Consider the following 25,991-nt stretch of genomic DNA (forward strand, 5'->3'; position numbering starts at 1 on the left):
CATCCATGCTCGAACAGGAGAAGAGGACCATGACAACGAACAGCGCCCGCAAGATCTTCGTCAACCTGGCCGTCAGCGACCTGAAGCGGTCGATGGAGTTCTTCGCGAAGCTCGGCTTCGAGTTCAACCCGCAGTTCACGGACAACAACGCCGCCTGCATGATCGTCAGCCAGGAAGCCTTCGTGATGCTCCTCACGGAGCCGTTCTTCAAGGGTTTCACGAAGAGGGAGATCTGCAACACGAGCACGCACACGGAGGGGATGTTCGCGCTCTCGTGCAGCAGCCGGGCCGAGGTCGACGAGATCGTGAAGAAGGCGATCGCGGCGGGCGGGTCGCACGCCATGGATCCGCAGGATCACGGCTTCATGTACGGCTGGAGCTTCTACGACGTCGATGGTCACCACTGGGAGGTCGTCTGGATGGACCCCGCGGCGATCCAGTCGTAGCCGGCGCCTCGACGAAGGAGAAGGAGGAGAGCCATGGTCGAGAGCCAAACAGCGAACAGCGATAGCTTCCAGGTCACGACGCCGTCGGCGGACGAGGTCCGCATGACGCGCCTGTTCGACGCGCCGAGGCACCTCGTGTTCGAGGCGATGACGAGGCCCGAGCACATCAAGCGGTGGTGGGGCTGTCTGGGCGAGGGCTACTCGGTGCCCGTCTGCGAGATGGACCTCCGGCCGGGCGGCAAGTGGCGCTTCGTGAACCGCCACCCGGGCGGCGAGGCCGCCTTCCACGGCGAGAACCAGGAGATCACGCCGCCGAGCCGGCTCGTGTTCACCGAGATCTTCGAGCAGTTTCCGGACACCGTCTCGGTGGTGACGGCGACCTACACGGAAGAGGGCACAAAGACGCGGCTCACGGCCACCGTGCGCTATCCGTCGACGGAAGTGCGCGACATGGTCCTCGCGTCCGGGATGCCCAAGGGCGCGGGCCTCAGCTACGACCGCCTCGAAGATCTGGTCGCGCAGCTGCAGCAGCGATGAGCTGACCGGCCGGCGGCGAGCGGGCGCGGCCCTGCCGGCGCGCGCTCGCTCACGCGCGCCGCTCGGCGAGCACCTGACGCAGCGTCGCGCCGCCCACGGGCTTCGTGAGGTGCAGGTCGAAGCCGGCCTGCCTCGACCTGGCCTGGTCCTCGGGTCCACCGTAGCCCGAGATCGCCACCAGGTAGAGCGCGTCGCCCCCGGGCGCGGCCCGCGCCCGGCGGGCGACCTCGTGGCCATCGATGCCCGGCAAGCCGATGTCGATGAAGGCCACCTCGGGGCGCAGCTCCAGGAGCTTCGTCACGCCGTCCAGCCCGTCCACCGCGACCGTCACCTCGTGCCCCAGCGCCTCGATGAACTCGCACATCACCCGGCGCACGTCCTCCACGTCCTCCACGACGAGCACCCGGCGCCGCTCGGCGGCCTCCGCCGGTGACGGGGCGGCGGGCGGCTCGGCGCCGGGCGCCAGCGGCGGCGCCGCGCCGGGCGCGAGCGGCAGCGCCGCGCCCCGGCCGAGCGGAAGGCGCACGATGAACTCGCTGCCCTGGCCCGGTCCGGCGCTCTCCGCGACGACGCTGCCGCCGTGCATCTCCACCAGGCGCCGCACCAGCGTGAGCCCGAGGCCCAGCCCGCCCGTGCCGCGGTCGATGGTCTGATCGACCTGCGTGAAGAGCTCGAACACCCTCTCGAGCATCGCCGCCGGGATGCCGCGGCCCGTGTCGCGCACCCGCAGCACGGCCTCGGGCGCGGCGCCCGCCGCCTCGCGGGTCAGCCGCACCGAGATGGCTCCCTCCGGCGGCGTGTACTTCGCGGCGTTCGTCAGGAGGTTCGTGACCACCTGCTCCAGCCGCGTGGCGTCGGCCCGCATGCCGAAGTCCCCCGGCCCGACCTCGACCGAGAGCGCGTGGCGCCGCGCCTGGACGGCCGGGCTCACCGCGGCGGCGGCGTTCCTCACCGCCGCCGCGAGATCGACGTCCTCCAGGCGCAGCTCCACCGTGCCGCGCGTGATGCGCGACACGTCGAGGAGATCGTCGACCAGGCGCACGAGGTTGCCCACCTGCCGCCGGGCGATCTCGCGGCAGCGCGCCGATCTGGGCGCCTCGCCCGCCAGATCGCCGAGCAGCGTGAGCGACAGACTGATGGCGGCCAGGGGGTTGCGGAGCTCGTGCGCGAGCATCGCGAGGAACTCGTCCTTGCGCTGATCGGCGAGCCTCAGCGCCTTGACGAGCGCCTCCACGCGCCGGCGGGCGCTCACCTGGTCGGTCACCTCGAAGGCGAACACGAAGATGCCCTCCACGGCACCGTCGCGGTCGCGCATCGGCTGGTAGACGACGTTGAAGAAGCACTCCTCCGTCGTGCCATTGCCCTTGCGATCGAGCCGCACGGCGAGCTCCTTTCCCACGAAGGGCTCGCCGGTGCGGATCACGGTATCCAGGAGGTCCGGGATGGATTGCCCCTCGAGCTCGGGCAGGGCGGCCAGGATGGGCTTCCCCACGCGCGCTCGTCCGCCGACGAGCTGCTGGTAGAGCGGATTGACCACCTCGAAGACGTGCTCCGGCCCGCGGAGGATCGCGATGGGCCCCGGGGCCTGCATGAAGAGGTCGTTCAGGTACTGGCGCTGCCCCTCGGCTTCCCGCCGCCGGCGCGCGAGCTCCACGTGGATGCGGACCCGCGCGAGGAGCTCCCTCGCGGAGAACGGCTTCACGAGGAAGTCGTCGGCGCCGGCCCCGAGGCTGTCGAGGCGCACCTCCTCGCCCGCGCGCGCGGAGAGCATCATCACGGCGACGCCGCGGGTGCGCTCGTCGGCCCGCAGCGCCTTGAGCAGGCCGAAGCCGTCGAGCCGCGGCATCATCACGTCGGTGAGCACGAGGTCGGGGACGTGGGCGCGGGCGCTCTCCAGCGCGGCCTGACCGTCGGCCACGGCCTCCACCGTCCACCGCTCGGCGAGGAGCAGCCGCTGCACGTAATCGCGCATGTCCGCGTTGTCGTCCGCGACGAGGATGCGCCCCGGCTGCTTCGGGGCCGGGCGCTCCTCCGCCGGCACGGCATCCGGCGCTGGCACGTCGCGTTCCCACTGCGCGGCCTCGTCGAGGAAGGGCGCCGCGCCGCACCCCTCCGCGGCCGGCGCCGGGGCGAGGTCGATGCGATCCGCGGGCAGGTGCGCCTTCCCGAGCGGGATCGCGACCGAGAAGCGGCTGCCCGCGCCGAGGCGGCTCTCCACGGCGACGCTGCCGCCGTGGAGCTTCGCGAGCTCTCGCACCAGCGCGAGGCCGATGCCGCTGCCCTCGTAGCTGCGGCCCCTGGCCCCTTCGACGCGGTAGAACCGCTCGAACACGCGTGGCAGCTCCTCCTCCGGAATGCCGGTGCCCGTGTCCTCGACCGACAGGACGATCCGCCCCCCGGCCTCCTCCAGCGTCACCCGGACGCCCCCCGAGAAGGTGAACTTGAAGGCGTTCGAGATGAGGTTGAGCACGATCTTCTCCCAGAGCTCGCGGTCGACGTAGGCCGGCTCGGAGAGGGGCGGGCACTCCACCGTGAGGGCGAGGCCGGCCCGATCCATGAGCGAGCGGAACGAGCTCGCGAGCTCCGCGGTGAAGGAGCCGAGATCGGTAGGCTGGTAGCTGGCCCGGATGCGGCCCGCCTCGATGCGCGAGAAGTCGAGCAGCGTGTTGACGAGCCGGAGGAGCCGGAGGCTGTTGCGGTAGATGATCGCGAGGCGGTCGCGCTGCGCCGCGGGCAAGGGGTGCTCGGCGTCCGAGAGGCCGTCCTCGACGGGGCCCAGGATCAGCGTGAGCGGCGTGCGGAACTCGTGGCTGATGTTGCTGAAGAACACCGTCTTGGCGCGGTCGAGCTCGGCGAGCGCGTCCAGCCTGCGCCGCTCCTCCTCGCTGGCCCGGGCGTTCTGCAGGGCCGCCGCGCCGTGGCCGGCCAGGAGCCGCAGGAAGCGGCGGTAATCGTCGTCCAGCACCAGCCGGGGGCTGGCGCCCGCGACGAGGAATCCGGCCGGGCGGCCTCCAGCGCCGGCGCGGGGGAGCGGCAGCACCACCGCCTGGCGAGCGGTCTCCGGCCATGGGCCTCCAGGGAGGGAGCCGACGCCCGCGGGCAGCTCCGACAGATCCACCTCCACGTCCCCGCGCAGCGCGCGGCGCAGCGGCCACACCGCGCCGGCCGCCGCGCCGAGCTCCACCGCCGCCGGCGCCGCCGCGTGGCTCGGGTCGAGCCCGACGGTCCCTGCGAGTCGGGCGGGCGCGCCGTCGTCGTCCACGAGATAGATCAGGGCAAAAGGCACGTCGCGCCCGGCCTCTGCCAGGGTCTCCATCATCACCCGACAGACGTCCTGAACGCTCCTGGCGTCAGCCGCCCTCGCCGCCAGCGCCCCGAGGACCTGCAGCCGTCGCTGTCCAAGGATGTACCCTGTGCTCTCGGAGCACGCGACGAGGATACCCGCGACAGCGCCGCTCTCGTCCCGGATGGGGCTCTGACCGTAGCTGAAGTAGCACTCCTCCATGAAGCCGTGCCGATCGAGGACGAGCAGGCCATCGCGGACGTAGGTGGCCCCTCCCGCGAAGACCTTCTCGATCATCGGCTCGATGATCTCCCAGATCTCCTGCCAGCACTCGCGGCCCGCCTGGCCCATGGCGGCCGGGTGCTTCGTGGATCCGAGGATCGGGCGGTAGGCGTCGTTGTAAAACTGAATGAGCTCCCGACCCCACCAGAGGAACATGGGATGTTCGGACGAGAGCAGGATGGACAGCGCCGTCCGCAGCGACTGGGGCCACGCCTCGACCGGGCCCAGCGCCGTCTGCGACCAGTCGATCGAGCGTATCAGCGCCCCCATCTCGCCGCCGCCAGCGAGCGCGCCGCCGGCCGGATCCGGCCCAGCCCCGGCGCTCGCTTCCTCGACGCGCCCCACGCCGGTCCGCTCCTCGACGCGGTCGCGCTGGCCGGTGCGCAGTCTCGTCATGGCGAACACCTGCTTTTCTACCACGGCCGAGTCCAGCCATCCTCGGCGCCGCCACGCCGGGTACGGTCGCCTGCTCGTCTCAATGACCCTCTCGATACGTACCGCGTCGATACGCCGGCCCAGCCCGATCGGGGCGACTGAATTTCCTTGACACCGCAATCACTCCACCGGCCTCGGAGCACGATGCCTCTTTTGCCTTCGTGAACCGCGCTCACGAGCTCGCCGCCTCCCACCGCCGAATGAAACTTTGCAGAGCTCAGCAAAGGCCACTCCAGCCGGAGCGCTTGCTCGAGCCGAGCAAGCGGTCTAAGCTGCCTCGCATAGCTTCGGAGGCCGAAACAGGTCCCCATTGCAAGAGGAGCGTCCATGCGTCGTCTCAGCCCTGCTGCCCGAGTTCGTTACTTCTTCGCTGCCCTGACGGCAGGCGCAGCGATGTTGGGCACCACTGCCCTGCTGGTCCCTTCGAGCGCGGCGGCGCCCGGGGGAAACTGCACCTTTTACAGCGACGAGAGCTACACCACCGTCGTCGGCCAGTACGGCCGCGACTGCTGCAACAACCGGATCGCGTGGGGCGCCACGACGCAGCACTACGAGTGCGGCGGGTGCTTCACCTGCACCCCGCCTCCTCGCTGAGGGGAATTTGAACAGGGAGACGGGGAGGCGGGGAGAATGGTGGGGGGGTTCTCCCCGTCTCCCCGCCCCCCTGTGAATTTTCCCGAAAACTTCGAGGGGATGCTTCAGGTCGCCATGAACAAGAACCGTTCATCTCGATGGCTGTACGGCACAGCCTGGATCGCGCTCGGAATCGTGGCCGTCTCCGGCTGCTCTGGCCGGGTGGACCGGGGCGACGATGCACCGGGCGGTACCTGGCTAGACAACACGGGCCTCATGCACCCGGACGGCACGATGCGGCCGGCCATGGCCTGGCTGATGGACTTCCTCGGCCGCGGCAAGTGATCCCGCGTGCGTGGTGGGCGATCGAGCTCGAGGTCTGCCTGCGCCGGAGGCGGCGACGGCGCCAAATGCGCTGTCGGCCAGGCCGCCATGGCTACGTCTGGCCGAGCCACTCGACCGCGGCGTGACGCGTCTCGAACACGCCGAAATGCTGGCCGCGGCGCTCCTCGGCCACCATCTCCCCGAACCGGCTGCTGAAATCAGCGGCCCCCGGAGGGCACACCACCGCGAGCCGGATCCAGTAGTTTCTCAGCTTCTGCAGGATCTCCCCGGCCTCCCCTGAGCTGAGGTCGAAGAAGGCCGCCGTCAGGTTCGCCGGGTGGAGAAGAGCACACCGTACGCCGCCCGAGAAACAGGCCTCGATCACCCGGTCGACGTCGCGAACGCTCTCCATGAGCCCGTGGTCCGGCGGCCCTTCCACGAACTGCACACCGCCCTCGTCGACCACCGTCAGATCCATGGCATCCCTCCGACGCGGCCTCTGCGCCGCGGGCTCGGCGGAGAGCTCCGCTCGACCCGCGACCAGGGTAATCCCGGCGGGCGGCCGCTGTACAGGCATCGCGCGGCGAGCAGGAGGAGGGGCCGGGCTCGCCCCCGCCACGCGACGCCCAGGGCGTCACTGGGCGCGCCTGACCTCGTCGGAGAACCTCACCGCCTCGCGGAGCACGTGATCGGCGAGCGCGGGATCGATGATGCTCTTGATCTGTCCCGTCTCGATGCCCTGCTCCGCGGCCGACTTGAAGTCGATGACCTCGTCGGCCATCGTCGCGAGCTGCGCGTTGTCGACGCGGAACGCGTGCGCCTGGTACAGCTGCCCGGCGCGCGCGGTCGCCTGATCGATGAGCGCGCGCTCCTGCGGGTCGAGCAGGTGCGCGATAAACTCGAGGTGATCTGCCATGATCGTCGTCCAGAACGCCGAGACCTCGTCGCTCTGGAGCGAGATGTCGCCGTACGCGAGCCGATCGAGCCGGGCGACGAAGCGCTCGGCCTCCCGCGCGATGTGGTCGAAGAAGAGCGGCCAGACGAGGCTCCGGAGCGAGCCGCTCTCCTGCGCGCGCTGCATGCGGCGCTTGTACTCGATGAAGCGCTGGACGCTCGACCGCGTCGAGGCGAGGAGCGAGGAGATCCCGTAATCGCCATACCCCCGGTCGCGCGCTGCGAGGAAGTGCCTGGCAAAGAGGTTCTGGTACTGCCGCGCCTCGTCCCGAGGCCCGCGGAGGTGATCGCCGGGCATGAGCAGCGTGATGAACAACGCATGTTCCATCAGCTGGTCCGTCCAGAAGAGGACCTCCGAGACGGCGTGCGCTGCATAGCCGGCGCCCGGCCCGGGCAGGAAGACCGGCTTCCTCGAGCGCTGGTCCACGGAGATGCCGGGCGTGTAGGCGGCCCCTGCCGGGAGGGCGAGGGGCCCGATCGACTCGCAGACCGCGTAGCTCTTGTCGGGCAGCGCGAGGCTCGGTGTGGCGAGCAGCGAGACCCCCGCGGTGGCCATCGCGCCGCCGGCGAATTGCCGGCGTCCAAGTTTCCCTTGCGGAACACGCTTCTCCATCGACGCTCCTCCAGGTTCATGCATCCGTGAGAATCGGAGCGCGAGGGTGCATGTCCCGCGCCTGCGCCAAAGAGTCGACTCGCAGGGCGGTCCGCCGGCGCGCGCCTCACCGATCACGACGGCCGGCGACGCGCGGAATCACCACGCCCGAGCGCTTCGTCAGCAGAGAGGTCGCGTGGGGGCGCGCCGGACGTCATCCGCGGAATCCGCCCGTGATGGGCCGCCCTGCGATCGGCGACCTGCGAAGATGGCGCACATTCCCCCTCCTCTGCCGACCATCTGCGACCACAGAGCACATCGCGCCGCGGAGGACACACGCTCGCGGCGACCTACCTGCACACCTGCCGCTGGCGCAGCAAGCGCACATGCGCCCACACGCGGCCGTCCCTTGTGTCGGGGTTCGGATTTCTTCGCTATCGTCGCCCGGGATGTCGAGGACCCGCCCTCGGCTCCGACAACCCCACGAACGCGCGCCCGATCCCGGGGCGACAGCGAAGAGAAGGAGCCGATCATGAAGTACATCCTGATGATGAACACCCCGTGCGCGGGGCCGTACCAGGTCGCCAACTGGCAGCAGAAGGACTTCCAGGCGCACATCGCGTTCATGAAGAGCTTCCACAGGAAGCTCAGCGCGTCGGGCGAGCTCGTGGCGGCCGAGGGCCTGGCGGGGCCCGACCAGGCCAAGCTCGTGCGCGCTGGCAAGGACGGCACGCCGATCACCGACGGGGTGTTCCCGGAGACCAAGGAGTTCCTCGCCGGGTACTGGATCGTGGACGTCGAGAGCCCCGAGCGCGCGTACGAGATCGCCGCGCAAGCGTCCGCCGCGCCCGGCCCCGGCGGCGCGCCGCTCAACATGGGGATCGAGGTGCGAGAGGTGATGAGCGCGCCGCCCAGCGATCTCTAGTGACCTCTCCGTCCCAGGGCGCCACGGCCGAGCGCCTGCTGCGTGATCTCGCGCCGCAGGTGCTCGGCGCCGTCATGCGGCGATTCCGAGATTTCGGCGCCGCGGAGGACGCGGTCCAGGAGGCGCTGATCGCGGCGGCCACGCAGTGGCCGCGCGAGGGCGTGCCTGACGAGCCGCGCGCGTGGCTGATCCACGTGGCGTCGCGGCGCATCGCTGATCACGTCCGGAGCGAGGCGGCGCGCCGCCGCCGCGAGGCGATCGTGGTCAGCCTCGTGCCGCCCGAGCTGCAGATCGCCCTCGCCGCCGACAGCGACGAGGCAGCGCTCGAGGACGACACGCTCACCTTGCTGTTCATGTGCTGCCACCCCGCGCTCTCCGCGCCGTCCGCGATCGCGCTGACCCTGCGCGCCGTCGGCGGCCTGACGACGGCCGAGATCGCAAGGGCGTTCCTGGTCCCGGAGGCGACCATGGCGCAGCGGATCAGCCGGGCGAAGCAGAGCATCAAGGCGTCCGGCGTGCCGTTCGAGCGGCCGACGTCCGAGGCGCGCACAGCGCGCCTCGGCGCCGTCCTGCACGTGCTCTACCTGATCTTCAACGAGGGTTACACCTCGAGCTCCGGCCCCGCGCTGCACCGCGACGATCTGTCGGGCGAGGCGATCCGCCTGACGCGCGCCGTGCACGCGCTCCTCCCGGACGACGGCGAGGTCGCGGGCCTCCTCGCGCTCATGCTCCTGACCGACGCGCGGCGGGCGGCGCGGACCGGGCCTCTGGGCGAGCTGATCCCGCTCGCGGAGCAGGATCGGCGCCTGTGGGATCAGCGCGCGATCGCCGAGGGCGTCGCGCTCGTCACGGCGGCGCTGTCCACCAGGGGCTCGATCGGCGCCTACCAGCTGCAAGCCGCGATCGCGGCGGTGCACGACGAGGCAGCGCGGGCCGAGGACACGGACTGGCCGCAGATCCTGGCGCTGTACGGCGTGCTGATGCGGATGTCCGACAACCCGATGGTGGCGCTCAGCCACGCGATCGCGACGGCCATGGTGCACGGCCCTCGGGCGGGGCTCGATCTGCTGAACGCGCTCGACGCCGACGCGCGCCTCTCGGGTCATCACCGCCTCGACGCCGCCCGCGCGCACCTCCTGGAGCGGGCCGGCGATCACGAGGCGGCGATCGCGCACTACAGGCGCGCGGCCAGCCGCACGACGAGCATCCCGGAGCAGAACTACCTGGCGACGCAGGCGGCCCGGCTGAGCGACGCGCTGAAGTAGCGAGCCGCGCGGCGCGCAGAGGCCGCAGAGGTGTCCGGCGAGAGAGGAGCGGTACCGCGGACCTGCCGGCAGCGAGCGCTCAGCCGTTCACCAGCTCGCCGGCGAGGCGGAGCGCCGCCGCCAGATCCTCCGCGACGTACACGCGCGGCGACCTCTCCTGGACGCGCGCCTTGTCGAAGATCTCGCGCGGCCTGGGCAACGGACCGGCGAGGATCACCGTCTTCTGGCGCCGCGCGAGCCCGTCGAGCGCGTTCTCGAGGGCGACGAACCCCGTGCTGTCGATGAACGGCACCTTGCCGAGGTCGAGGATCATCACCTCGTAGCTGTCCCCGCGGATGGCGTGCAGCGCCGCCATCGCCTTCTGGGCGGCGCCGAAGAACAGCGGGCCGTTGATCTCGTAGAGGGCGACCCGCCTCGGGAGCTCGACTTCGCTCGAACCGCCGGCGGCCTCCAGCACCGTCCGGCTCCCTGTCAGCTCGGCCATCCGGCGCATGAAGAGGATGGCGGCGAGGATCACGCCGGCCGACACGGCGATCACCATGTCCAGGATGACGGTGAGCCCATAACAGGTCAGGAGTACGAACACATCGCTCCTCGGCGCGAGCCTCACGATACGGACGAAATGGTGGAGCTCGGACATGTTCCACGCGACGAGCAGCAGCAGCGCCGCCAGCGACGCCATGGGGACGTAGGCCACGAGCGGGGCGAAGACGAGGATCGACAGGAGGACGACCACGGCGTGGGTCACGGACGCGATCGGAGAGCGCGCGCCAGCCCGGATGTTCGTGGCCGTCCGCGCGAGCGCTCCGGTCGCCGCGATACCGCCGAAGATCGGCGCAACGATGTTCCCGATACCGAGGCCGATGAGCTCGGAGTCCGGATCGTGCTTGGTCCCTGTCATGCCGTCGGCGATGACCGCCGACAGCAGCGATTCGATGGCGCCGAGCATGGCGATCGCGAAGGCGGCGGGGAGCAGCTCCCTCACGAGCTCGAGCGAGAGCCCATCGCCCCACGGCAGCGAGGGCGTCGGGAGGATCGACGGGATCCCGGCGATCTCCACGCCGAAGGCCGTGGAGCGAAAGCGGCTGCCGATCGTCGCCACGGAGAACGCGGGGTAAACCGCGTCGACGGCCGCCGCGGCGAGCGACACGACGGTGATGGCGATGAGGGGCGCCGGCACCTTCTTGATGACGCGGGGGACGAGCAAGAGCAGGGCGAGCGTCGAGGCGGCGACGGCGAGCTCGCAGAGGTCGGCCGTCCCGCGCGCGGCCCACAAGGCCGCCACCTTGGCGGTGTAGTGCTCCGGGAGCGGCCCGGCCTGGAGGCCCAGGACGTCCTTCACCTGGAGCGTCGCGATCACGGTGGCGATCCCGGCGGTGAAGCCCGTGGTCACCGGATACGGGATGTATTCGATGAGCCGGCCGAGCCGCACGAGCCCCATGATCACGAGCAGCACGCCGGCCAGGAGCCCCGCCGTCATCAGCCCGGACAGCCCGTGCTCCGCCACGATGGGCGCGAGGATCACCACGAAGGCCGCCGTCGGGCCGGTGACCTGGAACTTGCAGCCGCCCAGCAGCGCCACCAGCGCGCCGGCCACGATCGTCGTGTAGAGCCCGTGCTGAGGAGGAGCCCCCACCGCGATCGCGAGGGCCATCGAGAGCGGGAGCGCCACGACGCCGACGACGGTGCCTGCCAGGAGGTCGGCCTGGAGATCCCCGAGGCCGTACCCCTCGCCAAGGCAGCGCCGGAGCGCCGACGCCACCGGAATCCGATGCCGCGCCGGAGCAGGCTGCGAGGTGGGCGGCCGGGGCGCTTCGCGGCCCTGGCCCGGCCGGTCGATCGCAGCGACGCGCTCGGATCTGAACGACATCGTCATACCTCCATCGAATGCTCGTGGATGTCGAGCAACATCGGATACTGAGCAACATCGGTGCCACGCGACGATGTCCTCTGTTGGTCGCTCGATGCGCGCCGTTTGATGGCGGAGCGCGGGCTCGAACCGGGTTAACGACGAATCGTCGCCATGAATTTCTTGGCTGCCGGCTACAACGACAATTTGACGTAGTCATCGAGCCCGTCGCCGTCGTGCCGTATCACGGGCGCTCGGCGAGCGCTGAGCTCACCCCGCTCACCCCGTTCGTCTCGCGGTCCACGGCGGGTGATAGACTCGCTCGGGCATGCCGTCTTCCCCGTCGCGGCCCACGGTGTCCATGGCCATCGTCGGCCGGGTGATCTCGTATGCCGCCTCTCGCGGCCTCCGCCACAGCGATCTTCTCGAGGTCGCCGGCGTCTCCGCCGAGTCGCTGACCGACGCGGACAGCCGCATACCGGTGACGTCGTTCGACGCCCTGTGGGCGCACATAGTACGCGCGCTCGACGATCCCGGGGCGCCCATCCGCCTCGCCGCGCGGACGCGCATGGAGGAGATGCACGTCATGGGCTTCGCGGTCATGACGAGCGCGAGCGCCCGTGAGTCGCTCGACCGTGTCGACCGCTACATGGTGCTCCTTCAGGATACACCGCGCTGGGTGACCGATACCACGACGGACCCGGACGCTCCGTTCGCGGAGCTGCACCGCTCGCCCCGCTTCACGCTGGGCGCGCGCGTCGCGACCGAGTGCAGCCTTGCGGTGTACATCCGTTGCTTCCGCCAGTGCGCTGGCGTCGAGTTCTCGCCGCTCCGGGTCAGCTTCCGCCACGCCGCGCCGCGCGATCTCGCCGCGCACCGAGACTTCTTCCGCTGCCCTGTCGAGTTCGACGCGCCCCGCGATGGCTTTGCCTTCCCACCGTCGTTGCTGGACCTCGTGCCTCGCGACGCGAACCCGGCCCTGAGCGCGTTCTTCCACCAGCACGCGGAGGAGCTGCGCCGCCGTCGCGTCGCCGACGCGTCGGCCATGTCCGATAGGGTGCGTGACGTCATCGCGCACCTCCTCGCCTCGGGCGAGCCGTCGGCGACCGCCGTCGCGCGGCGGCTCGGGACGAGCGAGCGCACGCTGCGGCGGCACCTCGAGGACGAGGGGACGACGCTGCGGCAGATCGTCGGCGGGGTGCGCCGTCAGACCGCCGAGGAGCTGCTCCGCGAGAGCGACACATCGATGTCGGAGATCGCCTTTCTGCTGGGGTTCTCGGAGGTGACGGCCTTCGCGCGGGCCTTCAAGCGCTGGTCCGGGAGGACGCCCGGCCGGTTCCGTGAGGAGGCGCGCGGCGCCCCGGGGCGCCGCGTCGCAGCGGGCGTGGACCGCGCGGCGGACGACGGCTGACCGCCGGGGCGATGGCCCGCCTGGCCCGGGGCCTCGGGCCGCGGCCATCCAGCGCGCCCGGTCTCAGTACGATATCTCGGCGGCGGCGACCTTCTCTCTCGCCGCTTCCCACGACATCGGGAGATCACCCGCGCCGACGGTCCACTGGGTCACGACGCCGTGGACGCTGACCGCGCTCGCCGCGCTCATCGCCGAGAGGTGGGCGTCCGACATCACGAACTTCCCCATCGCCTCTTCGTCCTTCCACACCGTGATGGTCCTCGCATAGCCGCACTTCGCCGACGTTCCGAGCGTGAAGCCGATCAGCCCTTCCTGCGCGGGCAGCTGGGCGAGGATGGGCCCCATCAGCTCGCCGAACCTCCGCTGCGCCGCCTCGTCGGGCTTCATCCAGAGCAGGGTCGACGAGACAACATAGGAGTCCTGCGCGGTGCCCGTGAGCGCGCCGTCCGCGAACCCGGGCCCGCCGAACGGCGCGCTCTGCAGATCGTCATCTGTGCACGTGAACTGGGAGGCGGCGGTCTGTGTGCCCGAGCCGCCGCTCGTGTTGCTCGGTGTCCCGTCGTCCGCGCCGCACGCCGGGACGAAGGCGGCGACCGCGACGAGGAGCGGGACAAGCGCGACGCGAGAGAGGGAAAAGTCAATTCGAGACATGGTGGACCTCATGACAGGAAAGAAGGTGATGTTGTCGGGTGCGAATCAGCGCTCGTCCGCGCGCGCGGGCGAGACCACGCCGAAGACGAGAACGGGGAAGGTCCGCTGCAGGCGGCGAGACGTGAACTCCGTGCGCCGGCCGAAGCTCCTGACCGAGACGCGCGCGCCCACCGGCTGTCCGCTGCCGAGGGTCACGGCCCACATCGGGCTGCCGCCGTCCGGCCGCACGGCGAGGTAGGTGTAACTCCCTGCCGCGAGCCGCTCCTCGACGATGCCGACCACGGGCGCGAGGTCGCCGAGGGATCTCGATAGGTCGCCGAGCGGGCTGCCGGGCGGCGCGTCTCCCGCGACGTTCCGGTCGGCGTGCGTCCCAGGATGCGCAGCGGCGTGGACTACGAGCGAGCCGCCGGCGGCCACGAGCCCGACCAGCAGGGCAGCGGCCACGAGGGCGCGGGTCTGGAGGAAGCGCGAGGTGCGATGAGCGGCGAGCAGCATGCCGGGAAGCTACGCGCCGCGGCTGGCGCCAGCCTTTGCCCGTGCGGCCAAGTTGTTGGCCCGCTCGGCCACGCCGCCGGCCGCCGACCCGACCCAGGTTGGGCGCCCCCCCGGCCCAGTAGGCGACCTGACCCAGGTTGCGTCGGCCGGTGTGGCCACCCGACCCAGGTTGCGTCGGCTGCCGGTGTGGCCACCCGACCCAGGTTGCGTCGGCTGACCCAGGTCGAGTCGGCCAGACCGGTTCCGCCGCTCAATCCACCGGGAATTGTTCCGCTATCCAGGCCTCCCAGCCCGGCGGCACTCGGGTGGCCTCAAGGTAGCGACGCAGCTGGTGGGCGTCGTCGAAGGCGGACATTCCCCACAAGCGAAACGCGTCGACATAACCCATGTCGTCCTCAAACGAATCGGCGAAGTCGGCGAGCTCCAAGCCGAGCTGCCAGGGCGCCTTGACGTCCCCGGCGCAGAGCAGTCGAGCCAGCGAAAGGAGCCCGTCGCGAGGCTCGATCGGAGCTGCGTCGCCGCTCGCGAGCGCGGTCGCGCACGCTCGCCAACCCTCCGGTACGGCGGGAGGCATCCACCCGTCGCCTCTCCGGAGCTCGGCGACCTGGCGCGACCAGAACCAGAGTTCGCGGGTGTTGTAGCGGGCCGCCTTCTCGGGCGTCTCGTACGATTCCCACGGCCAACGCACGCCGTCCTGCTGGCTGAGCCATATGGTGAAGGAGACGTCGACCGCGATGAGCCCCTGCTCCAGGAGCGCCGATCGACGCGAGGCCGCCGCGATCGGGTCCTCGTCGTCGCCGTCCTCCTCGTCGCCGCCCTCGTCATCTGCCCGTTCATCCGTCGGGTGCAAGACCTTGTGAACGGCCTCTGCCCAGGTGATCGGCGCGGGAGGGTGGCGTCGCAGGTAGGCGATGCGTGCTTCGCGGTCCGGCGCGAGCTGTTCGAGAAAGACGCCCCACATCCCCAACCAGTCTTCACCGGAGCCCATTCGCCAGCCGAGCGTGTAGCGCTCGTAGTCGGGGAAGCGCTCCCATGGAGGAGCGATGTCGCCGTGCTGGTCGACGTGCTCGCGGAGGCGGGAGCGACAGCTCTCTTTCCAGTCCATGACAGCAGCATACAACAGTTCACGGCCGTCGTCGTCGACAGCGGTGTCAAGACGCCACCGACGGAAAGCGCGTGGACCTGGACACGACAGGCGCTCTGCGCCGGCCGTGAACCTCTACATCAGAGCCGGCGGAGCCACACGGCGCGCACGGCGTGGTCGGGCCCCTTCTCCAGCACGACGTCGGCGCGTGCCCGCGTCGGCAGGATGTTCTCGGTCAGGTTGGGACCGTTGATCGTGCGCCAGACCTGCAACGCGAAGGCGCGCGCCTCGTCGTCCCCCATCGCCGCATAACGGTGGAAATACGAGGAGGGGTCACGAAACGCCGTGGCCCGCAGCGCGAAGAAGCGCTCGATGTACCAGCGCTCGATGTCGGCCTCGTCCGCGTGGACATAGATCCCGATGTCGAAGAAGTCGCTGACGGCGATCGCCGCGGCACGGTCGGCGCCCTGCAGCACGTTCAGGCCCTCGAGGATCACGACGTCGGGCTGCCTCACGGTCTGCACCTTCCCGGCGATCACGTCGTAGGTGGCGTGCGAGTAGACCGGCACGTCGATCGCTTCGACGCCCGCCTCGAGGTCGGCGAGGAACTTCACCAGCCGCCCGAGATCGTAGCTCTCGGGAAACCCCTTGCGGTGCAGGCCGCCGCGCGAGGCGAGCACCGCGTTGGGGTACAGGAAGCCGTCGGTGGTCACCAGGTCCACCCGCGGGTGGTCAGGCCATCGCGCGAGCAGCGCTTGCAGCACGCGCGCGGTCGTGCTCTTGCCCACCGCGACCGACCCGGCAATGCCGATCACGAAAGGCCGCCGCGCGATGGGGCGGCCAAGGAAGGTGTCCTTCACGCGGCGGAGCTGCTGCGCCGCGCCTACGTGCAGGTTGAGCAGCCTCGAGAGCGGCAAGTAAATCGTCGCGACCTCGTCGAGCGAGAGCCGATCATTGAGGCCCCGCAAGACCACGAGGTCGGCCTCGGTGAGGGTGAGCGGCGTGGCCGCGCGCAGGCAACCCCACTGCGCAGCGGCGAAGATCTCGTACGTCGTGGTGGCGGCGTCCATGATGGGTCGGAGCCGATGGTACGCTTCCGAGCGTGCCATCCGAAGCAATCTCGCGAGCGGGAGCAAGGGGCCCGTGGCGCGACGCTTCGTCGGCGGCGAGCGCCGAGGCGCGCTCCCGCGCGGCCGGGTCGAGGCCAGGGGTCGACCCGAGACCACGGGGGCGGCTCACCCCCAAGGCCCTGCTCAAGCGCCCCCGGCGCCTTGGTCAGGTCGCGACCCGTTCGTTGCTCGCGGCCGATTCGAGCTGCTGTTGCGCCGACTCGGGGTGTTGCGGCACGACCACGGCAGATGCGCGTTCCGTCGCTGGCCGCCAGTTGCCCGCTGCCTCCAGCGCAGCCTGCGCGCGTTCCAACCAGAGCTTGGCGCGGCGACGCTCCAGGACGGACAGCGCTTGCGGCCCCTCGCTCGTGTTGATGGCGGCCCAGAAGCTCGAACCGAAACGGTCGATCTTGTACATCACCGACGAGTCGAGCTCGGGCAATGTCACGGCTTGTCCGCCGCGTTCGAGCAGGCGTTGGTACGCGGGTGACGCGTCGAGCTGGCTGAAGTCCCTCGAGCGACCTTGGTTCTTCACCACGATATGCTGCAGCCCGTCGCCCGGCGCCGCGAGGACCCGCTCGAGGTGGGACACCGAATCGAAGCCGCCGTCGGTGACGTGCCAGGACACGAGCTGGACGCCCATTTCCCGCGCGTAGGTGAGGACGTCGGTCGACTCGATCCAGCGCTCGAGAGCCCGATGGCTCTGCGCAGGCAGGTCGACGAGCACCACGCGATCGCCTCCGAGCGCGCTGTCCAGGATCTGATCGGCGCTATCGAGTTGATCGAGATCCACGCGCTGCGTGTAGTCCGCGTAGTAACGGCGGAGCGCGCCATGCGACAGATCCGCATCGAGTGCCGCGAACGGAAGCGCTCGGTCGATGAATAGCTGCGCCAGCAGTCGAGCGACCACGCTCTTGCCGACGCCACCTTTCTCGCCGCCCACAAAATGTACAGTACTCATGCACCTCCCCCTTCGGCCACCATGTCGCGGAAGTCAAGCCATTCGTAGCAAATGGCGTTCCGGCGTCGCTATGCGCCGGTGGCGTGACGTCGAGGCGACGCGATCGGGGTCGAGCAGCGCGAGCACTGCCTCCGCGACCTGGCTCGCGAAGGCGTCGCGCGAGAGCGTGCGGATCAAACGCGACCCGGGTCGCCCACCGCCGTCGCTCAGAAGAAGCTGTAGAGGGACAGCTTGATGCGCTCGTTGGTCGCGGTCACGTCGTCCGCGAAGGTCTGCTCCGAGTACTGGAACGAGAGGCCCGCGCGGATGGCCGGCGTGATGTCGGCGAACAGGTTGCCGTCGATGTAACGCGACTTGTGGTAGGCCGTGCGGAGCGCGCCGTAGCCGTTCTCCTCGGTCACCCGGTCGTTCGAGCCCTGGGTGTAGTTGCCGGAGATGGAGAAGCGCCCCGAGGGCGGCAGATAGTACTGGAGCCCGACCATGAACCCCGTCCAGCCGATCGTCTTCAGGTTGTTGTTCGCGTCGTACACCGCGAGGCCGTTGTCGATGTTCGGCGTATAGGTCGCTCCAGCGTCAGGGAGCGGCGGGTGCGGCACGTTGCTCGCGACGCCGACGATGTCCGAGATGCCCGTGCCCGTGAAGAACGAGCCGGTCAACGTCAGCGCGTTGCCGGATTCCTCCAGCGACTTGGCCGGGATGATCGGGAGCAGCGCATCGACCGAGATCCCGTAGCCGTTGGCCGAGCTCGACTCGACCGGGGCGGCGGAGTGCTCGTTGACCCTGAAACGGCGGAAGATGCCCGAGACGCCGAGCGTCAGCGGGTCGTGCAGCATCCCGGCGGCGCCGAGCGTGTGGATCCCCTTCCAGCCGTTGAAGCCGACGCGCAACCCCGCCTGCATGTCAGGCACCTCGGAGTCGCGCTGCGGCGGCTTGAGGACGGCAGCGGCGAGCTCCACGTTGGCGGCGTCCGACTTGAAGTTGTGGCCGACGCGCAGCTGCGGCATCCGCCCGAACACCTGGTTCATCACCGGGAAGAAGGACGTCGTGGCCGGGAAGAAGTACGGCTGCCACCCGAACAGGTGATAGCCCTGTCCAATCAACAGGTCGACGTAGTCCGTTTCGACCTTGATGTTGGCCTGACGCAAACGGAAGGTGCCGCTGCTCACCAGCGAGGCCTCGGAGACGGTGGGCGGCTGATTGCCGAAGAAGTCGAGCTCCAGCATGGCCGTGGTCTTGATCCCGGACACCTCGGGCGCGGTCACCTTGACGCCGAACCTGGAGTTCCGCGTCGTGAAGTGCGTGCGGCCGTGCGAGCCGGCGTAGGTGTCCTCGCGCTGGATCACCGTGGCCCCGACCGACTCCCCGAAGCTCTGGGTGGAGTCGTGCATGATGTCGAACTCCGCCATCCCATAAATCGTGGCCTTCCACTTGGCGGTGACGGGAACAGGATCCTTGGAGGCCGGCTTGACGGCCTCCGCCGGCGGCGCCGCCGGAGCAGCCACGTCCGCAGGCGGCGTGGCCGGCGCCTGCGCGTCCGCCGGCGTGGCCGGCGCAGCGGCCTGCGGAGCGGCCGCGTCCGGCGCCGGCGGGGGAGTCTGGGCGTGCGCGACCGCCGCCACGAAGAAAATCGACGCACCGACTAGGTTCGCAACCTTCGATTGATTCATGTTCGAAGCCCCTGGTTATCCATGGCGCCGGGAATCCCCTGCAAACGCCGCAACTATTGGTTTTAACTACGTTTTACGTCGCACCGCGCAGCGCGCGCACCACGCCCGTCTCCCCCCGGGGAGCCGCTGGAATCGATAGGGTGAAGGCGGGCGCGCCTCCTGCGCACTCCCTCAGGACGCGCGGCCCGCGTCGCAGAACGCACGGGCGCGGGCGACGAGCTCGTCGCGCCGCCCGTCGCGCAGGAGCTTGAGATCCACGAGGTTGCCGCCGACGCCGACCGCCACCGCGCCCGCCGCGAAGAAGGTGCCCACGTTCTGCAGCGTCACGCCGCCCGTGGGCATGAGCGGGATATGGGGCAGAGGCGCCTTGAGCGATTTGAGGTACGAGGCGCCGCCGAGGGCGTCGCAGGGGAACACCTTCACGACATCTCCGCCCGCCCGGTGCGCCGCCACGACCTCGGTGGGCGTGAGCGCGCCGGGAGCGTGGACGACGTTCATCGCGACGCACGCCCTCACCGTCGCCTCGTCGAGCGCGGGGCTGACCACGAAGCGCGCCCCGGCCTCGACGCACGCCTCGGCGGCGCGGGCGTCGAGCACCGTCCCGGCGCCCACGAGCGCCCGATCGCCGTGGCGCGCGGCGACCTCGCGCACGACCTCGACCGCGCCGGGCACGGTCATCGTGATCTCGAGCACGTCGATCCCCCCCTCTAGGAGGGCCTCGACCGCCTGCAGCGCCTCGTCGGCCGAGCCGGCGCGCACCACAGGGACGATGCGCCCGCGCGCGATCCACTCGAGCACGGATTGCTTGTTCATCGGTCCACCCGGGCGGTGCCCATCTTCATCGCCTTGAGCACCTCGTCGAGGGTCGCCATCGTCGTGTCGCCGGGCGTCGTCATCGCGAGCGCCCCGTGCGCCGCGCCGCAATCGACCGCCCACTGCGGCCCCTTGCCCATCAGGAAGCCGTAGATGAGCCCCGAGGCGAACGAGTCGCCGCCGCCCACGCGATCGAAGATCTCCAGGTCCTTGCGCTCGGGCGCCTTGTAGAGCTGGCCGCCCTGGTACAGCACCGCGCTCCAGTCGTTGCGCGTCGCCGAGGTCGCCACGCGGAGCGTCGTCGCCACCGCCCGGATGTTCGGAAACACCGAGATGACGCGCTCGATCATGCTCTCGAACGCGCCGACGCGCAGGTTGGCGTGCCCCTCGTCGACGCCCTCGACCTCGAAGCCCAGGGCAGCCGTGAAATCCTCCTCGTTGCCCAGCATCACATCGACGTACGGCGCGAGCGCTCGATTGACCTCCTGCGCGCGGGCCTGACCACCGATCGACTTCCAGAGCGACGGACGGTAGTTGAGATCGTAGGAGACGACGACGCCGTGCCGCCTGGCCGCCTCCATCGCCTCCTTCGCCACCGAAGGCGTGGTCTCGGAGAGCGCGGCGAAGATACCGCCGGTGTGGAACCACCGCGCGCCCTCGGCGCCGAAGATCGTATCCCAGTCGATCTCGCCGGGCTTCAGCTGAGACGCGGCCGTGTGGCCACGGTCCGAGAGGCCGACCGCCCCGCGAATGCCGAAGCCCCGCTCGGTGAAGTTCAGGCCGTTGCGCACGAGGCGCCCCACGCCGTCGTGCGTCGCCCAGCGAACGTGCGTGAGATCCACGCCGCCCTGCATCATGAGATCTTCGAGCAGGCGGCCGACGGGGTTGTCCGCGAGGGCGGTCACGATGGCCGACCTGAGCCGAAAACAGCGGCGCAGGCCGCGGGCGACGTTGTACTCGCCGCCTCCCTCCCAGGCGTGGAAGCTGCGGGCGGTGGAGATCCGCCCGTCGCCGGGATCGAGGCGCAGCATGACCTCGCCGAGGGACACGAGATCCCAGCGGCAGGTGGAAGGATCACGGAGCGTGAAGGACATGGATACCTTGCAGTGGTGCAGGCCGCGTGGCGGAAGAGCTGGTGGACAAGCAGGGTTCAAGGGGCCGCCGCCGTCGCGGAGATCGCGATGAGGCGGGCCGATGGCGGTGATTACCGATCGCCTCCTGGCGCGCGGGACGACTCGACCTCTGCGGCGGACGGGCCTGTGTAGCCCTTGGCGGCAGCGCCCTTCCCCTCGACGATGGGTCGCCCATCGCGGTCGAACTTGACGAGCTCCGCCTTGGTCCCCGCGGCCGTCGGCCAGAGGTACCAGCGCGCGTCCATCCAGCCCACGTGGGCGGCGGGGCCCTCGACCGGCGCGCCCGTCGCTTTCAGCTGGGCCGGCCGCGTCGCCCGGTACTGGTCGACAGAGGTGTACGCAGGACGGTTGAGGGCGAATTGCAGCCCCGCGATGCTGGCGAGCATCACCAGGCCGCCGGCGACGATCGCCGCGCTCGGCACGCGCCGCTTCGGCGCGACCGGCTCGACGCGCGGCAGGATGAGGTGCAGCGCCAGCAGGCCGACGAGGTACAGCGTGCCCGCGAGCAGGAACGGCAGGACGTACGAGCCCGTGGACGTGAGCGCCCAGCCGACGAAGATCTGGAAGAGCGCGCCGCCGACGACGCCGAACGCGGTCATGACGCCGACCACCGTGGCCATCGCGGGGCGCGGGAGGGCATCCGAGACGAGCGTGTAGAGGTTGCTGCTCCAGCCCTGGTGCGCTGCCGCGGCGAGCGACAGGATCGCGACCGCGACGTAGATCGTGGGGATGCCCGCGACGCTCGGGACATCGACGAGGAGCCCGACGGACATGACGGGCACCGCGGAGAGCGCACACGCGAGCATCGCGAGCTTCCGCGCCGCGCCGACCGAGCGGCCGCTCGCGATGAGCCTGGAGGACAGCCAGCCGCCGCCGATCGCGCCGCCGTCCGCCACGAGGAACACGACGGGGATGGCGTAGGCCATGAAGGTCGGCTTCAGGTTGAACTCGCTGACAAGGAACTTCGGCAGCCAGGTGAGGTAGAACCACCACGGCGCGTCGGTGAAGAACTTCGCCGCCGCGACCGCGTAGACGGGCCGCATCCCGAACACCTCGCCGACGCCGAGGGACTCTGTCGCCTCCTTCGCGTCGGAGCGGATGTGCGCGAGCTCCTCGGGCGATACCTTCGGGTGCTCCTCGGGCCGCCGGTAGAGGCGCGTCCAGAAGAAGATCCACACGACGCCGACGCCGCCCAGGATGAGGAAGCAGGTCCGCCATCCGTATGCCTCCGCGATGCGCACCGCCAGGAGCGGGGCCAGGATGGCGCCGACGTTGGAGCCGCAGTTGAACAGCCCGGTCGCGAGCGCCCTCTCCTTCTTGGGGAACCACTCGGCCACGGTGCGGACGGCGGCCGGGAAGTTGCCGGCCTCGCCGACCCCGAGCAGGAAGCGGATACCGGCGAAGCCGGCGAAGCTGCCGACGATGGCGTGGCCGGCCGAGGCGATGTTCCAGAGCAGGAACGTCGCGCTGAGCCCCTTGCGCGGCCCGACGCGGTCGATCCAGCGACCGACGAACACCATGCCGAAGCCGTAGGAGAGCAGGAAGCTCACGTTGATGAGCGCGAGGTCCGTCGGCCCGAGCTTCAGCTCGTTCTCGAAGAACGGTATCAGCAGGGAGAACAGCTGCCGATCGAGGTAGTTGATCGTCGTCGCGAAGAAGAGGAGCGCGCAGATGGTCCAGCGAGTGCGGGACATGACGCCGGCGGTCGCCGGGGCCACGGGAGACGCTGCGGTCATTGGTTCACCCCGGAGGCGAGGAATCCACCGTCGACTGTGATGCTCGTACCGGTGATGAAGCTCACCGCGTCGGAGCAGAGAAAGAGGGCCGCGCCGACCAGCTCCTGCGTGTCGCCGAAGCGGCCGAGGGGCGTGCGAGCGAGCAGCTCCTGCCCGCGCCCTGTGCCGTTGAGGAGGGCGCGGTTGAGGTCCGTCACGAACACGCCCGGCACGAGCGCGTTCGTCCGGATACCGTGCTTCGCCCACTCGGCGCCGAGGCTCCGGGTGAGCGCCAGCACCGCCGCCTTCGACGCTCCGTAGGCCGCGACCTCGTGGAACGCGACGAAGCTCGACAGCGAAGCGATGTTGACGATGCGGCCCCGGCCGCTGTCTTTCAACGGGCCATGGAAGGCCTGGCAGGCGCGCAGCATGCCGGTGACGTTCGTGTCGAGCAGGCTGCCCCACTCGGCCTCTCCGACCTCGGCGGTGGGCTTCCGGAAGGTCCGACCGGCGCAGTTGACGAGGATGTCGACGCCGCCGAACGCCTCGATCACGCGGTCGCGCAGGGCGTCGAGCGTCGCGCGATCGCTGACGTCGCACGCCGCCTCGATCGAGCGGACGCCCCGCCCGCGGATCTCGGCGGCGACCGCCTGCACGCGGTCCGCGCGGGTGCCCGTGGCGACGGTGTGGGCGCCCGCCTCGGCGAGGCCGAGGGCGATCGCGCGCCCGATACCGGAGGTGCCACCGACCACGACGGCCGTGCGGCCCGAGATGTCGAAACGGTTCGTCATGCTCCCAGCCAGTCCTTCGCGATGCCCCCGAGGAGCGCCCGCGCGTCGCGCTCGATCTGCGCGTCGGTCGGCGGGACGGGCATCGCCCCGTAGCGCCGGGCCAGCGCTGAAGCGATCGACCGCCGCGAGTGGCGCCACTTGTAGATCAGCTGATCGAGGACGCGCGCGTCGGAGTGCTGCGGCACGAAGGTCGGCCCGAGCATCTCCAGGCGCATCATCGTCGTCTCCTCGATGAGGCTCGGGTTGTTCATGAACCACCAACAGCCGAACGGCAGGACGTTGGCGAACTTGCGCGCCACGACGCAGAGGGGGTGCGTGTTCTCGCGCGCGAGCGTCGTGACGAGGAAGCGCACGTCGGGGTTCTCGTCGGCGAGCCGCTCGAGCGGGGTCAGGTCGACCGTGCTCACCCCGTCGCCGGCCACGCCGAGGCGGGGGTTCACCGCGCGCCGGACGCCGATCATCATGGCGAACGGCAGCCCGTGATCGCGGCACGCGTCCAGCACGGCCCGGGGCGGCGCCGAGACCTCGTTGACCGAGATCGCCAGGTAGCGCGGCCGCATGCGGGTGATCCACCGCTCGAGCTCGGGCGCGAGATCGTCCGCGTGGATGAGCCGATCGAGGCGCAGCGCGGTGTAAAACCGCGGATCGGGCGTGGCGCCCGAGTCCCAGATCGCGCGCTCCACCGGGTCGGTCGGATCGTTCGTCATCGCGAGCGCGCTCACGCCCGCGAGCCGCAGCACGTCCTCCAGGTGATCCTCGACCCGGCGCTCGGCAAAGAAGGCGCGGGCCTCGCGCAGATCCGGCGCGGCGGGGTCGAGCCCGAACGCGGCGAGCACCGTCGCCACGCCCGCGGTGGCCTCGGACAGCGGCGATCGGCGGACGAAGAGCGACGCCCACACGAGATCGGCCTGCGCCTTCCTGTCGAGCGCGAAGAACGCCTCGGGCGTGACCTTCGGCTCGGCGCGCAGCGTCTCGGCGACGAGGTAATGGTACGTCAGGAGCTCGTCGACGCCCCAGAGGTTCAGCGCGGGGAACTGGGGCGCGAAGAGGTGGGTGTGAAGATCGATGATGGGCGCGGCGTCGACGGCCGCGGCCACGCGCTCGGCGAGGGTCATCTCGGCACCTCGGGGGTTCGGTCGTCCTTCGGATCGGCCCAGCGGTCGTTCGGCACGGTCGCGCACCAGGCCGGCCGCAGCGGGTCCTTGTCGTAGGGATAGGAGCCCAGCCGGCGGTACTCCTCGGCGTAGTGAGCGAGCTTCTCGCGATCGAGGCGGACGCCCAGGCCGGGACCGGCGGGGACGCGGATGCGGCCATTCCGGTACGGGAGCGGGCCTCCCTGGATCACGTCGTCGCGCAGGTGGTGATAGTGCGCGTCGGCGGCGAACGAGAGGTTCGGGATGACGGCGCCGAGGTGCAGCATCGTCGCGAGCTGCACGCCGAGCTCGCCCGAGGAGTGGACGGCGACCCCGAGGCCGAACGTCTCGCAGATCCCCGCCGCCTTCACGCACGGCCGGATGCCGCCCCAGAACGTCGTGTCGAGCAGGATGACGTCCACCGCCGTGTCGAGGACGTTCGCGGCGAGCTGCTCGAAGCCCACGACCACGGTGTTCGTCGCGAGCGGCATCCGCACCTTCTCGCGGGTGCGCCGCATCGCGTGGAGGCCGAAGACGGGGTCCTCGAGGTAGTCGTTGTTCAGGTCCTCGATCGCCTGCCCGAAGCGGATTCCCTGCTCCGTCGACCAGACCGCGTTCGGATCGAAGCGGACGCGATCCTCGCCCACGGCGGCGGCGACCGCGCGGTAACACTCGAGCTCGTAGTCCGGGTGGAACACGCCGCCCTTGAGCTTGTGCGAGGTGAACCCGTACGTCTTCTTCAGCGCCTTCGCCTGCTCGACGAGCTGCGTTGGCGTCCGCACCTCGCCTGACCCGTCGGCGTTCGGGTAGCGGAAGAAGAGGTAGGACGCGAACGGCACCTCGTCCTGCAGCTTGCCGCCGAGGAGATCGTGGACCGGCACGCCGAAGGCCTGCCCGAGCAGGTCGAGGCACGCGAACTCCAGCGCGGCGAGGACCTGGGTGCGGTTGTTGTAAAGAGAGGCGGTCGGGTTCGCGATCTTGAACCGCATCTCCTCGAGGCGGGCGGGATCGTGGCCGACGAGGTAGCCCTTCATCGCCCGGAACACGGCCTCGGCCGACTCGCCGCCGCCGCCCATCTCACCGAGGCCGATCAGCCCGTTATCCGCCTCGATCTCGACGATCGTGCGCACGAAGCGGCCCCAGTGACAGCCGTTGGCGTGGCGCAAGGGCGCCTCCAGCGGCACGGTGACGGTGGTGGCGCGGATATCGACGATTCTCATGCAGGACGGGACTCCAGGGGCCCCCAGCGGTCCAATGTGCCTCGACAAAGGCATCCCGCCGGGCAGTGACACCTGCCCTCGGGGCGCCATCGCTCGATCTTTCCTTTTGCAGAGCGCGGGGAATGGATCGGCGAGGTGGCGAGTTTTATCTGTAGAGGCCTCCTTTGGAAAGAGGCTTGCCGAACGGCCTCGATGAATTCCCGGACCGTGCCGGACTGATCACGCCTCGCGGTCGAATCTGGACGGAGAGCTCGATCTCGTCGACGACGGCACGGGGGACCTCCGGGAGGGCGGCGCGCCGAGGTCGCTGCCGCGCCGCGCTGTCACGCCTGAGCCGCGCTGC

The 25,991-nt window shown here is 70.4% G+C and carries 23 protein-coding genes; 7 read left to right on the forward strand and 16 right to left on the reverse strand.

Going from position 1 to position 25,991, the window contains the following annotated elements:
- Positions 1-29: 29 nt before the first annotated feature.
- Positions 30-446 (forward strand): VOC family protein, encoded by a 417-nt coding sequence (locus WME73_RS28705; RefSeq protein ID WP_437739572.1) that lies wholly within the window; start codon positions 30-32, stop codon positions 444-446.
- Positions 447-479: 33 nt separating this feature from the next.
- Entirely contained in the window at positions 480-983 is a 504-nt protein-coding gene (locus WME73_RS28710; protein ID WP_437739573.1) for an SRPBCC family protein, read from the forward strand.
- A 49-nt stretch (positions 984-1,032) separates the two neighbouring features.
- Here the strand turns inward: WME73_RS28710 and WME73_RS28715 are convergent, their stop codons facing one another.
- Positions 1,033-4,944, reverse strand: coding sequence for an ATP-binding protein (locus WME73_RS28715; protein WP_437911600.1), 3,912 nt, complete (start codon positions 4,942-4,944; stop codon positions 1,033-1,035).
- A 432-nt stretch (positions 4,945-5,376) separates the two neighbouring features.
- Here WME73_RS28715 and WME73_RS28720 point away from each other — a divergent pair, with 432 nt between their 5' ends.
- Together WME73_RS28720 and WME73_RS28725 are read left to right on the forward strand one after the other, a co-directional pair.
- Entirely contained in the window at positions 5,377-5,577 is a 201-nt protein-coding gene (locus WME73_RS28720) for a DUF6289 family protein (protein ID WP_437739575.1), read from the forward strand.
- Positions 5,578-5,691: 114 nt separating this feature from the next.
- Positions 5,692-5,901, forward strand: a complete 210-nt coding sequence (locus WME73_RS28725; protein WP_437739576.1) for a hypothetical protein — start codon at positions 5,692-5,694, stop codon at positions 5,899-5,901.
- A gap of 91 nt (positions 5,902-5,992) precedes the next feature.
- Here WME73_RS28725 and WME73_RS28730 read toward each other — a convergent pair whose 3' ends face one another.
- Together WME73_RS28730 and WME73_RS28735 are read right to left on the reverse strand one after the other, a co-directional pair.
- The gene (locus tag WME73_RS28730; protein ID WP_437739577.1) at positions 5,993-6,358 is read right to left on the reverse strand and encodes a DUF4180 domain-containing protein; all 366 of its coding nucleotides are present in this window, start codon (positions 6,356-6,358) and stop codon (positions 5,993-5,995) included.
- A 156-nt stretch (positions 6,359-6,514) separates the two neighbouring features.
- The gene (locus WME73_RS28735) at positions 6,515-7,447 is read right to left on the reverse strand and encodes a DUF2935 domain-containing protein (RefSeq protein WP_437739578.1); all 933 of its coding nucleotides are present in this window, start codon (positions 7,445-7,447) and stop codon (positions 6,515-6,517) included.
- 511 nt (positions 7,448-7,958) lie between these two features.
- Here WME73_RS28735 and WME73_RS28740 point away from each other — a divergent pair.
- Entirely contained in the window at positions 7,959-8,351 is a 393-nt protein-coding gene (locus WME73_RS28740; protein WP_437739579.1) for a YciI family protein, read from the forward strand.
- On the forward strand, positions 8,351-9,616 hold the full coding sequence (locus tag WME73_RS28745) for an RNA polymerase sigma factor (protein ID WP_437911601.1): 1,266 nt from the start codon (positions 8,351-8,353) through the stop codon (positions 9,614-9,616). Before WME73_RS28740 ends, WME73_RS28745 begins: the two co-directional genes overlap by 1 nt.
- Positions 9,617-9,695: 79 nt before the next feature.
- Here WME73_RS28745 and dauA read toward each other — a convergent pair whose 3' ends face one another.
- The gene (dauA, locus tag WME73_RS28750) at positions 9,696-11,486 is read right to left on the reverse strand and encodes a C4-dicarboxylic acid transporter DauA (protein ID WP_437911602.1); all 1,791 of its coding nucleotides are present in this window, start codon (positions 11,484-11,486) and stop codon (positions 9,696-9,698) included.
- Between the two features lie 307 nt (positions 11,487-11,793).
- On the opposite strand from dauA, the gene WME73_RS28755 reads away from it, so the two are divergent.
- On the forward strand, positions 11,794-12,876 hold the full coding sequence (locus WME73_RS28755) for an AraC family transcriptional regulator (protein WP_437911603.1): 1,083 nt from the start codon (positions 11,794-11,796) through the stop codon (positions 12,874-12,876).
- Between the two features lie 63 nt (positions 12,877-12,939).
- On the opposite strand, the gene WME73_RS28760 is transcribed toward WME73_RS28755, so the two are convergent.
- From WME73_RS28760 to WME73_RS28815, 12 genes are all read right to left on the reverse strand, one after another.
- On the reverse strand, positions 12,940-13,527 hold the full coding sequence (locus WME73_RS28760) for a hypothetical protein (RefSeq protein ID WP_437911604.1): 588 nt from the start codon (positions 13,525-13,527) through the stop codon (positions 12,940-12,942).
- Positions 13,528-13,572: 45 nt separating this feature from the next.
- Positions 13,573-14,022, reverse strand: a complete 450-nt coding sequence (locus WME73_RS28765; protein ID WP_437739584.1) for a hypothetical protein — start codon at positions 14,020-14,022, stop codon at positions 13,573-13,575.
- A gap of 250 nt (positions 14,023-14,272) precedes the next feature.
- Positions 14,273-15,127 (reverse strand): hypothetical protein, encoded by an 855-nt coding sequence (locus WME73_RS28770; RefSeq protein ID WP_437911605.1) that lies wholly within the window; start codon positions 15,125-15,127, stop codon positions 14,273-14,275.
- A gap of 119 nt (positions 15,128-15,246) precedes the next feature.
- Positions 15,247-16,215, reverse strand: a complete 969-nt coding sequence (gene coaA / locus WME73_RS28775) for a type I pantothenate kinase (RefSeq protein ID WP_437911606.1) — start codon at positions 16,213-16,215, stop codon at positions 15,247-15,249.
- A 166-nt stretch (positions 16,216-16,381) separates the two neighbouring features.
- Positions 16,382-17,158, reverse strand: a complete 777-nt coding sequence (locus WME73_RS28780; RefSeq protein WP_437911607.1) for a mobilization protein — start codon at positions 17,156-17,158, stop codon at positions 16,382-16,384.
- 224 nt (positions 17,159-17,382) lie between these two features.
- The gene (locus WME73_RS28785) at positions 17,383-18,843 is read right to left on the reverse strand and encodes a hypothetical protein (RefSeq protein WP_437739589.1); all 1,461 of its coding nucleotides are present in this window, start codon (positions 18,841-18,843) and stop codon (positions 17,383-17,385) included.
- A 171-nt stretch (positions 18,844-19,014) separates the two neighbouring features.
- On the reverse strand, positions 19,015-19,656 hold the full coding sequence (locus tag WME73_RS28790; RefSeq protein WP_437739590.1) for a bifunctional 4-hydroxy-2-oxoglutarate aldolase/2-dehydro-3-deoxy-phosphogluconate aldolase: 642 nt from the start codon (positions 19,654-19,656) through the stop codon (positions 19,015-19,017).
- The gene (locus tag WME73_RS28795; protein ID WP_437911608.1) at positions 19,653-20,750 is read right to left on the reverse strand and encodes a PfkB family carbohydrate kinase; all 1,098 of its coding nucleotides are present in this window, start codon (positions 20,748-20,750) and stop codon (positions 19,653-19,655) included. Before WME73_RS28795 ends, WME73_RS28790 begins: the two co-directional genes overlap by 4 nt.
- A 110-nt stretch (positions 20,751-20,860) precedes the next feature.
- Positions 20,861-22,525, reverse strand: coding sequence for an MFS transporter (locus tag WME73_RS28800; protein WP_437911609.1), 1,665 nt, complete (start codon positions 22,523-22,525; stop codon positions 20,861-20,863).
- Entirely contained in the window at positions 22,522-23,295 is a 774-nt protein-coding gene (locus tag WME73_RS28805) for an SDR family NAD(P)-dependent oxidoreductase (RefSeq protein WP_437911610.1), read from the reverse strand. Before WME73_RS28805 ends, WME73_RS28800 begins: the two co-directional genes overlap by 4 nt.
- A complete protein-coding gene (locus tag WME73_RS28810) occupies positions 23,292-24,410 on the reverse strand; it encodes a hypothetical protein (protein WP_437911611.1) in 1,119 nt (372 codons plus the stop codon). Before WME73_RS28810 ends, WME73_RS28805 begins: the two co-directional genes overlap by 4 nt.
- Positions 24,407-25,648, reverse strand: coding sequence for an enolase C-terminal domain-like protein (locus tag WME73_RS28815; protein WP_437739595.1), 1,242 nt, complete (start codon positions 25,646-25,648; stop codon positions 24,407-24,409). Before WME73_RS28815 ends, WME73_RS28810 begins: the two co-directional genes overlap by 4 nt.
- Positions 25,649-25,991 lie beyond the last annotated feature (343 nt).

Source organism: Sorangium sp. So ce302, from assembly GCF_051530145.1.
In the GTDB taxonomy this organism is placed as follows: domain Bacteria; phylum Myxococcota_A; class Polyangia; order Polyangiales; family Polyangiaceae; genus Sorangium; species Sorangium cellulosum_B.

Coding starts and splice junctions, on each gene's coding strand:
- WME73_RS28710 (WP_437739573.1), top strand. CDS start 480: ATGGTCGAGAGCCAAACAGCGAACAGCGATAGCTTCCAGGTCACGACG.
- WME73_RS28740 (WP_437739579.1), top strand. CDS start 7,959: ATGAAGTACATCCTGATGATGAACACCCCGTGCGCGGGGCCGTACCAG.
- coaA (WP_437911606.1), bottom strand. CDS start 16,215: ATGGCACGCTCGGAAGCGTACCATCGGCTCCGACCCATCATGGACGCC.
- WME73_RS28790 (WP_437739590.1), bottom strand. CDS start 19,656: ATGAACAAGCAATCCGTGCTCGAGTGGATCGCGCGCGGGCGCATCGTC.
- WME73_RS28760 (WP_437911604.1), bottom strand. CDS start 13,527: ATGTCTCGAATTGACTTTTCCCTCTCTCGCGTCGCGCTTGTCCCGCTC.
- WME73_RS28795 (WP_437911608.1), bottom strand. CDS start 20,750: ATGTCCTTCACGCTCCGTGATCCTTCCACCTGCCGCTGGGATCTCGTG.
- WME73_RS28705 (WP_437739572.1), top strand. CDS start 30: ATGACAACGAACAGCGCCCGCAAGATCTTCGTCAACCTGGCCGTCAGC.
- WME73_RS28730 (WP_437739577.1), bottom strand. CDS start 6,358: ATGGATCTGACGGTGGTCGACGAGGGCGGTGTGCAGTTCGTGGAAGGG.
- WME73_RS28715 (WP_437911600.1), bottom strand. CDS start 4,944: ATGACGAGACTGCGCACCGGCCAGCGCGACCGCGTCGAGGAGCGGACC.
- WME73_RS28785 (WP_437739589.1), bottom strand. CDS start 18,843: ATGAATCAATCGAAGGTTGCGAACCTAGTCGGTGCGTCGATTTTCTTC.
- dauA (WP_437911602.1), bottom strand. CDS start 11,486: ATGTCGTTCAGATCCGAGCGCGTCGCTGCGATCGACCGGCCGGGCCAG.
- WME73_RS28755 (WP_437911603.1), top strand. CDS start 11,794: ATGCCGTCTTCCCCGTCGCGGCCCACGGTGTCCATGGCCATCGTCGGC.
- WME73_RS28800 (WP_437911609.1), bottom strand. CDS start 22,525: ATGACCGCAGCGTCTCCCGTGGCCCCGGCGACCGCCGGCGTCATGTCC.
- WME73_RS28765 (WP_437739584.1), bottom strand. CDS start 14,022: ATGCTGCTCGCCGCTCATCGCACCTCGCGCTTCCTCCAGACCCGCGCC.
- WME73_RS28815 (WP_437739595.1), bottom strand. CDS start 25,648: ATGAGAATCGTCGATATCCGCGCCACCACCGTCACCGTGCCGCTGGAG.
- WME73_RS28770 (WP_437911605.1), bottom strand. CDS start 15,127: ATGGACTGGAAAGAGAGCTGTCGCTCCCGCCTCCGCGAGCACGTCGAC.
- WME73_RS28735 (WP_437739578.1), bottom strand. CDS start 7,447: ATGGAGAAGCGTGTTCCGCAAGGGAAACTTGGACGCCGGCAATTCGCC.
- WME73_RS28805 (WP_437911610.1), bottom strand. CDS start 23,295: ATGACGAACCGTTTCGACATCTCGGGCCGCACGGCCGTCGTGGTCGGT.
- WME73_RS28720 (WP_437739575.1), top strand. CDS start 5,377: ATGTTGGGCACCACTGCCCTGCTGGTCCCTTCGAGCGCGGCGGCGCCC.
- WME73_RS28725 (WP_437739576.1), top strand. CDS start 5,692: ATGAACAAGAACCGTTCATCTCGATGGCTGTACGGCACAGCCTGGATC.
- WME73_RS28810 (WP_437911611.1), bottom strand. CDS start 24,410: ATGACCCTCGCCGAGCGCGTGGCCGCGGCCGTCGACGCCGCGCCCATC.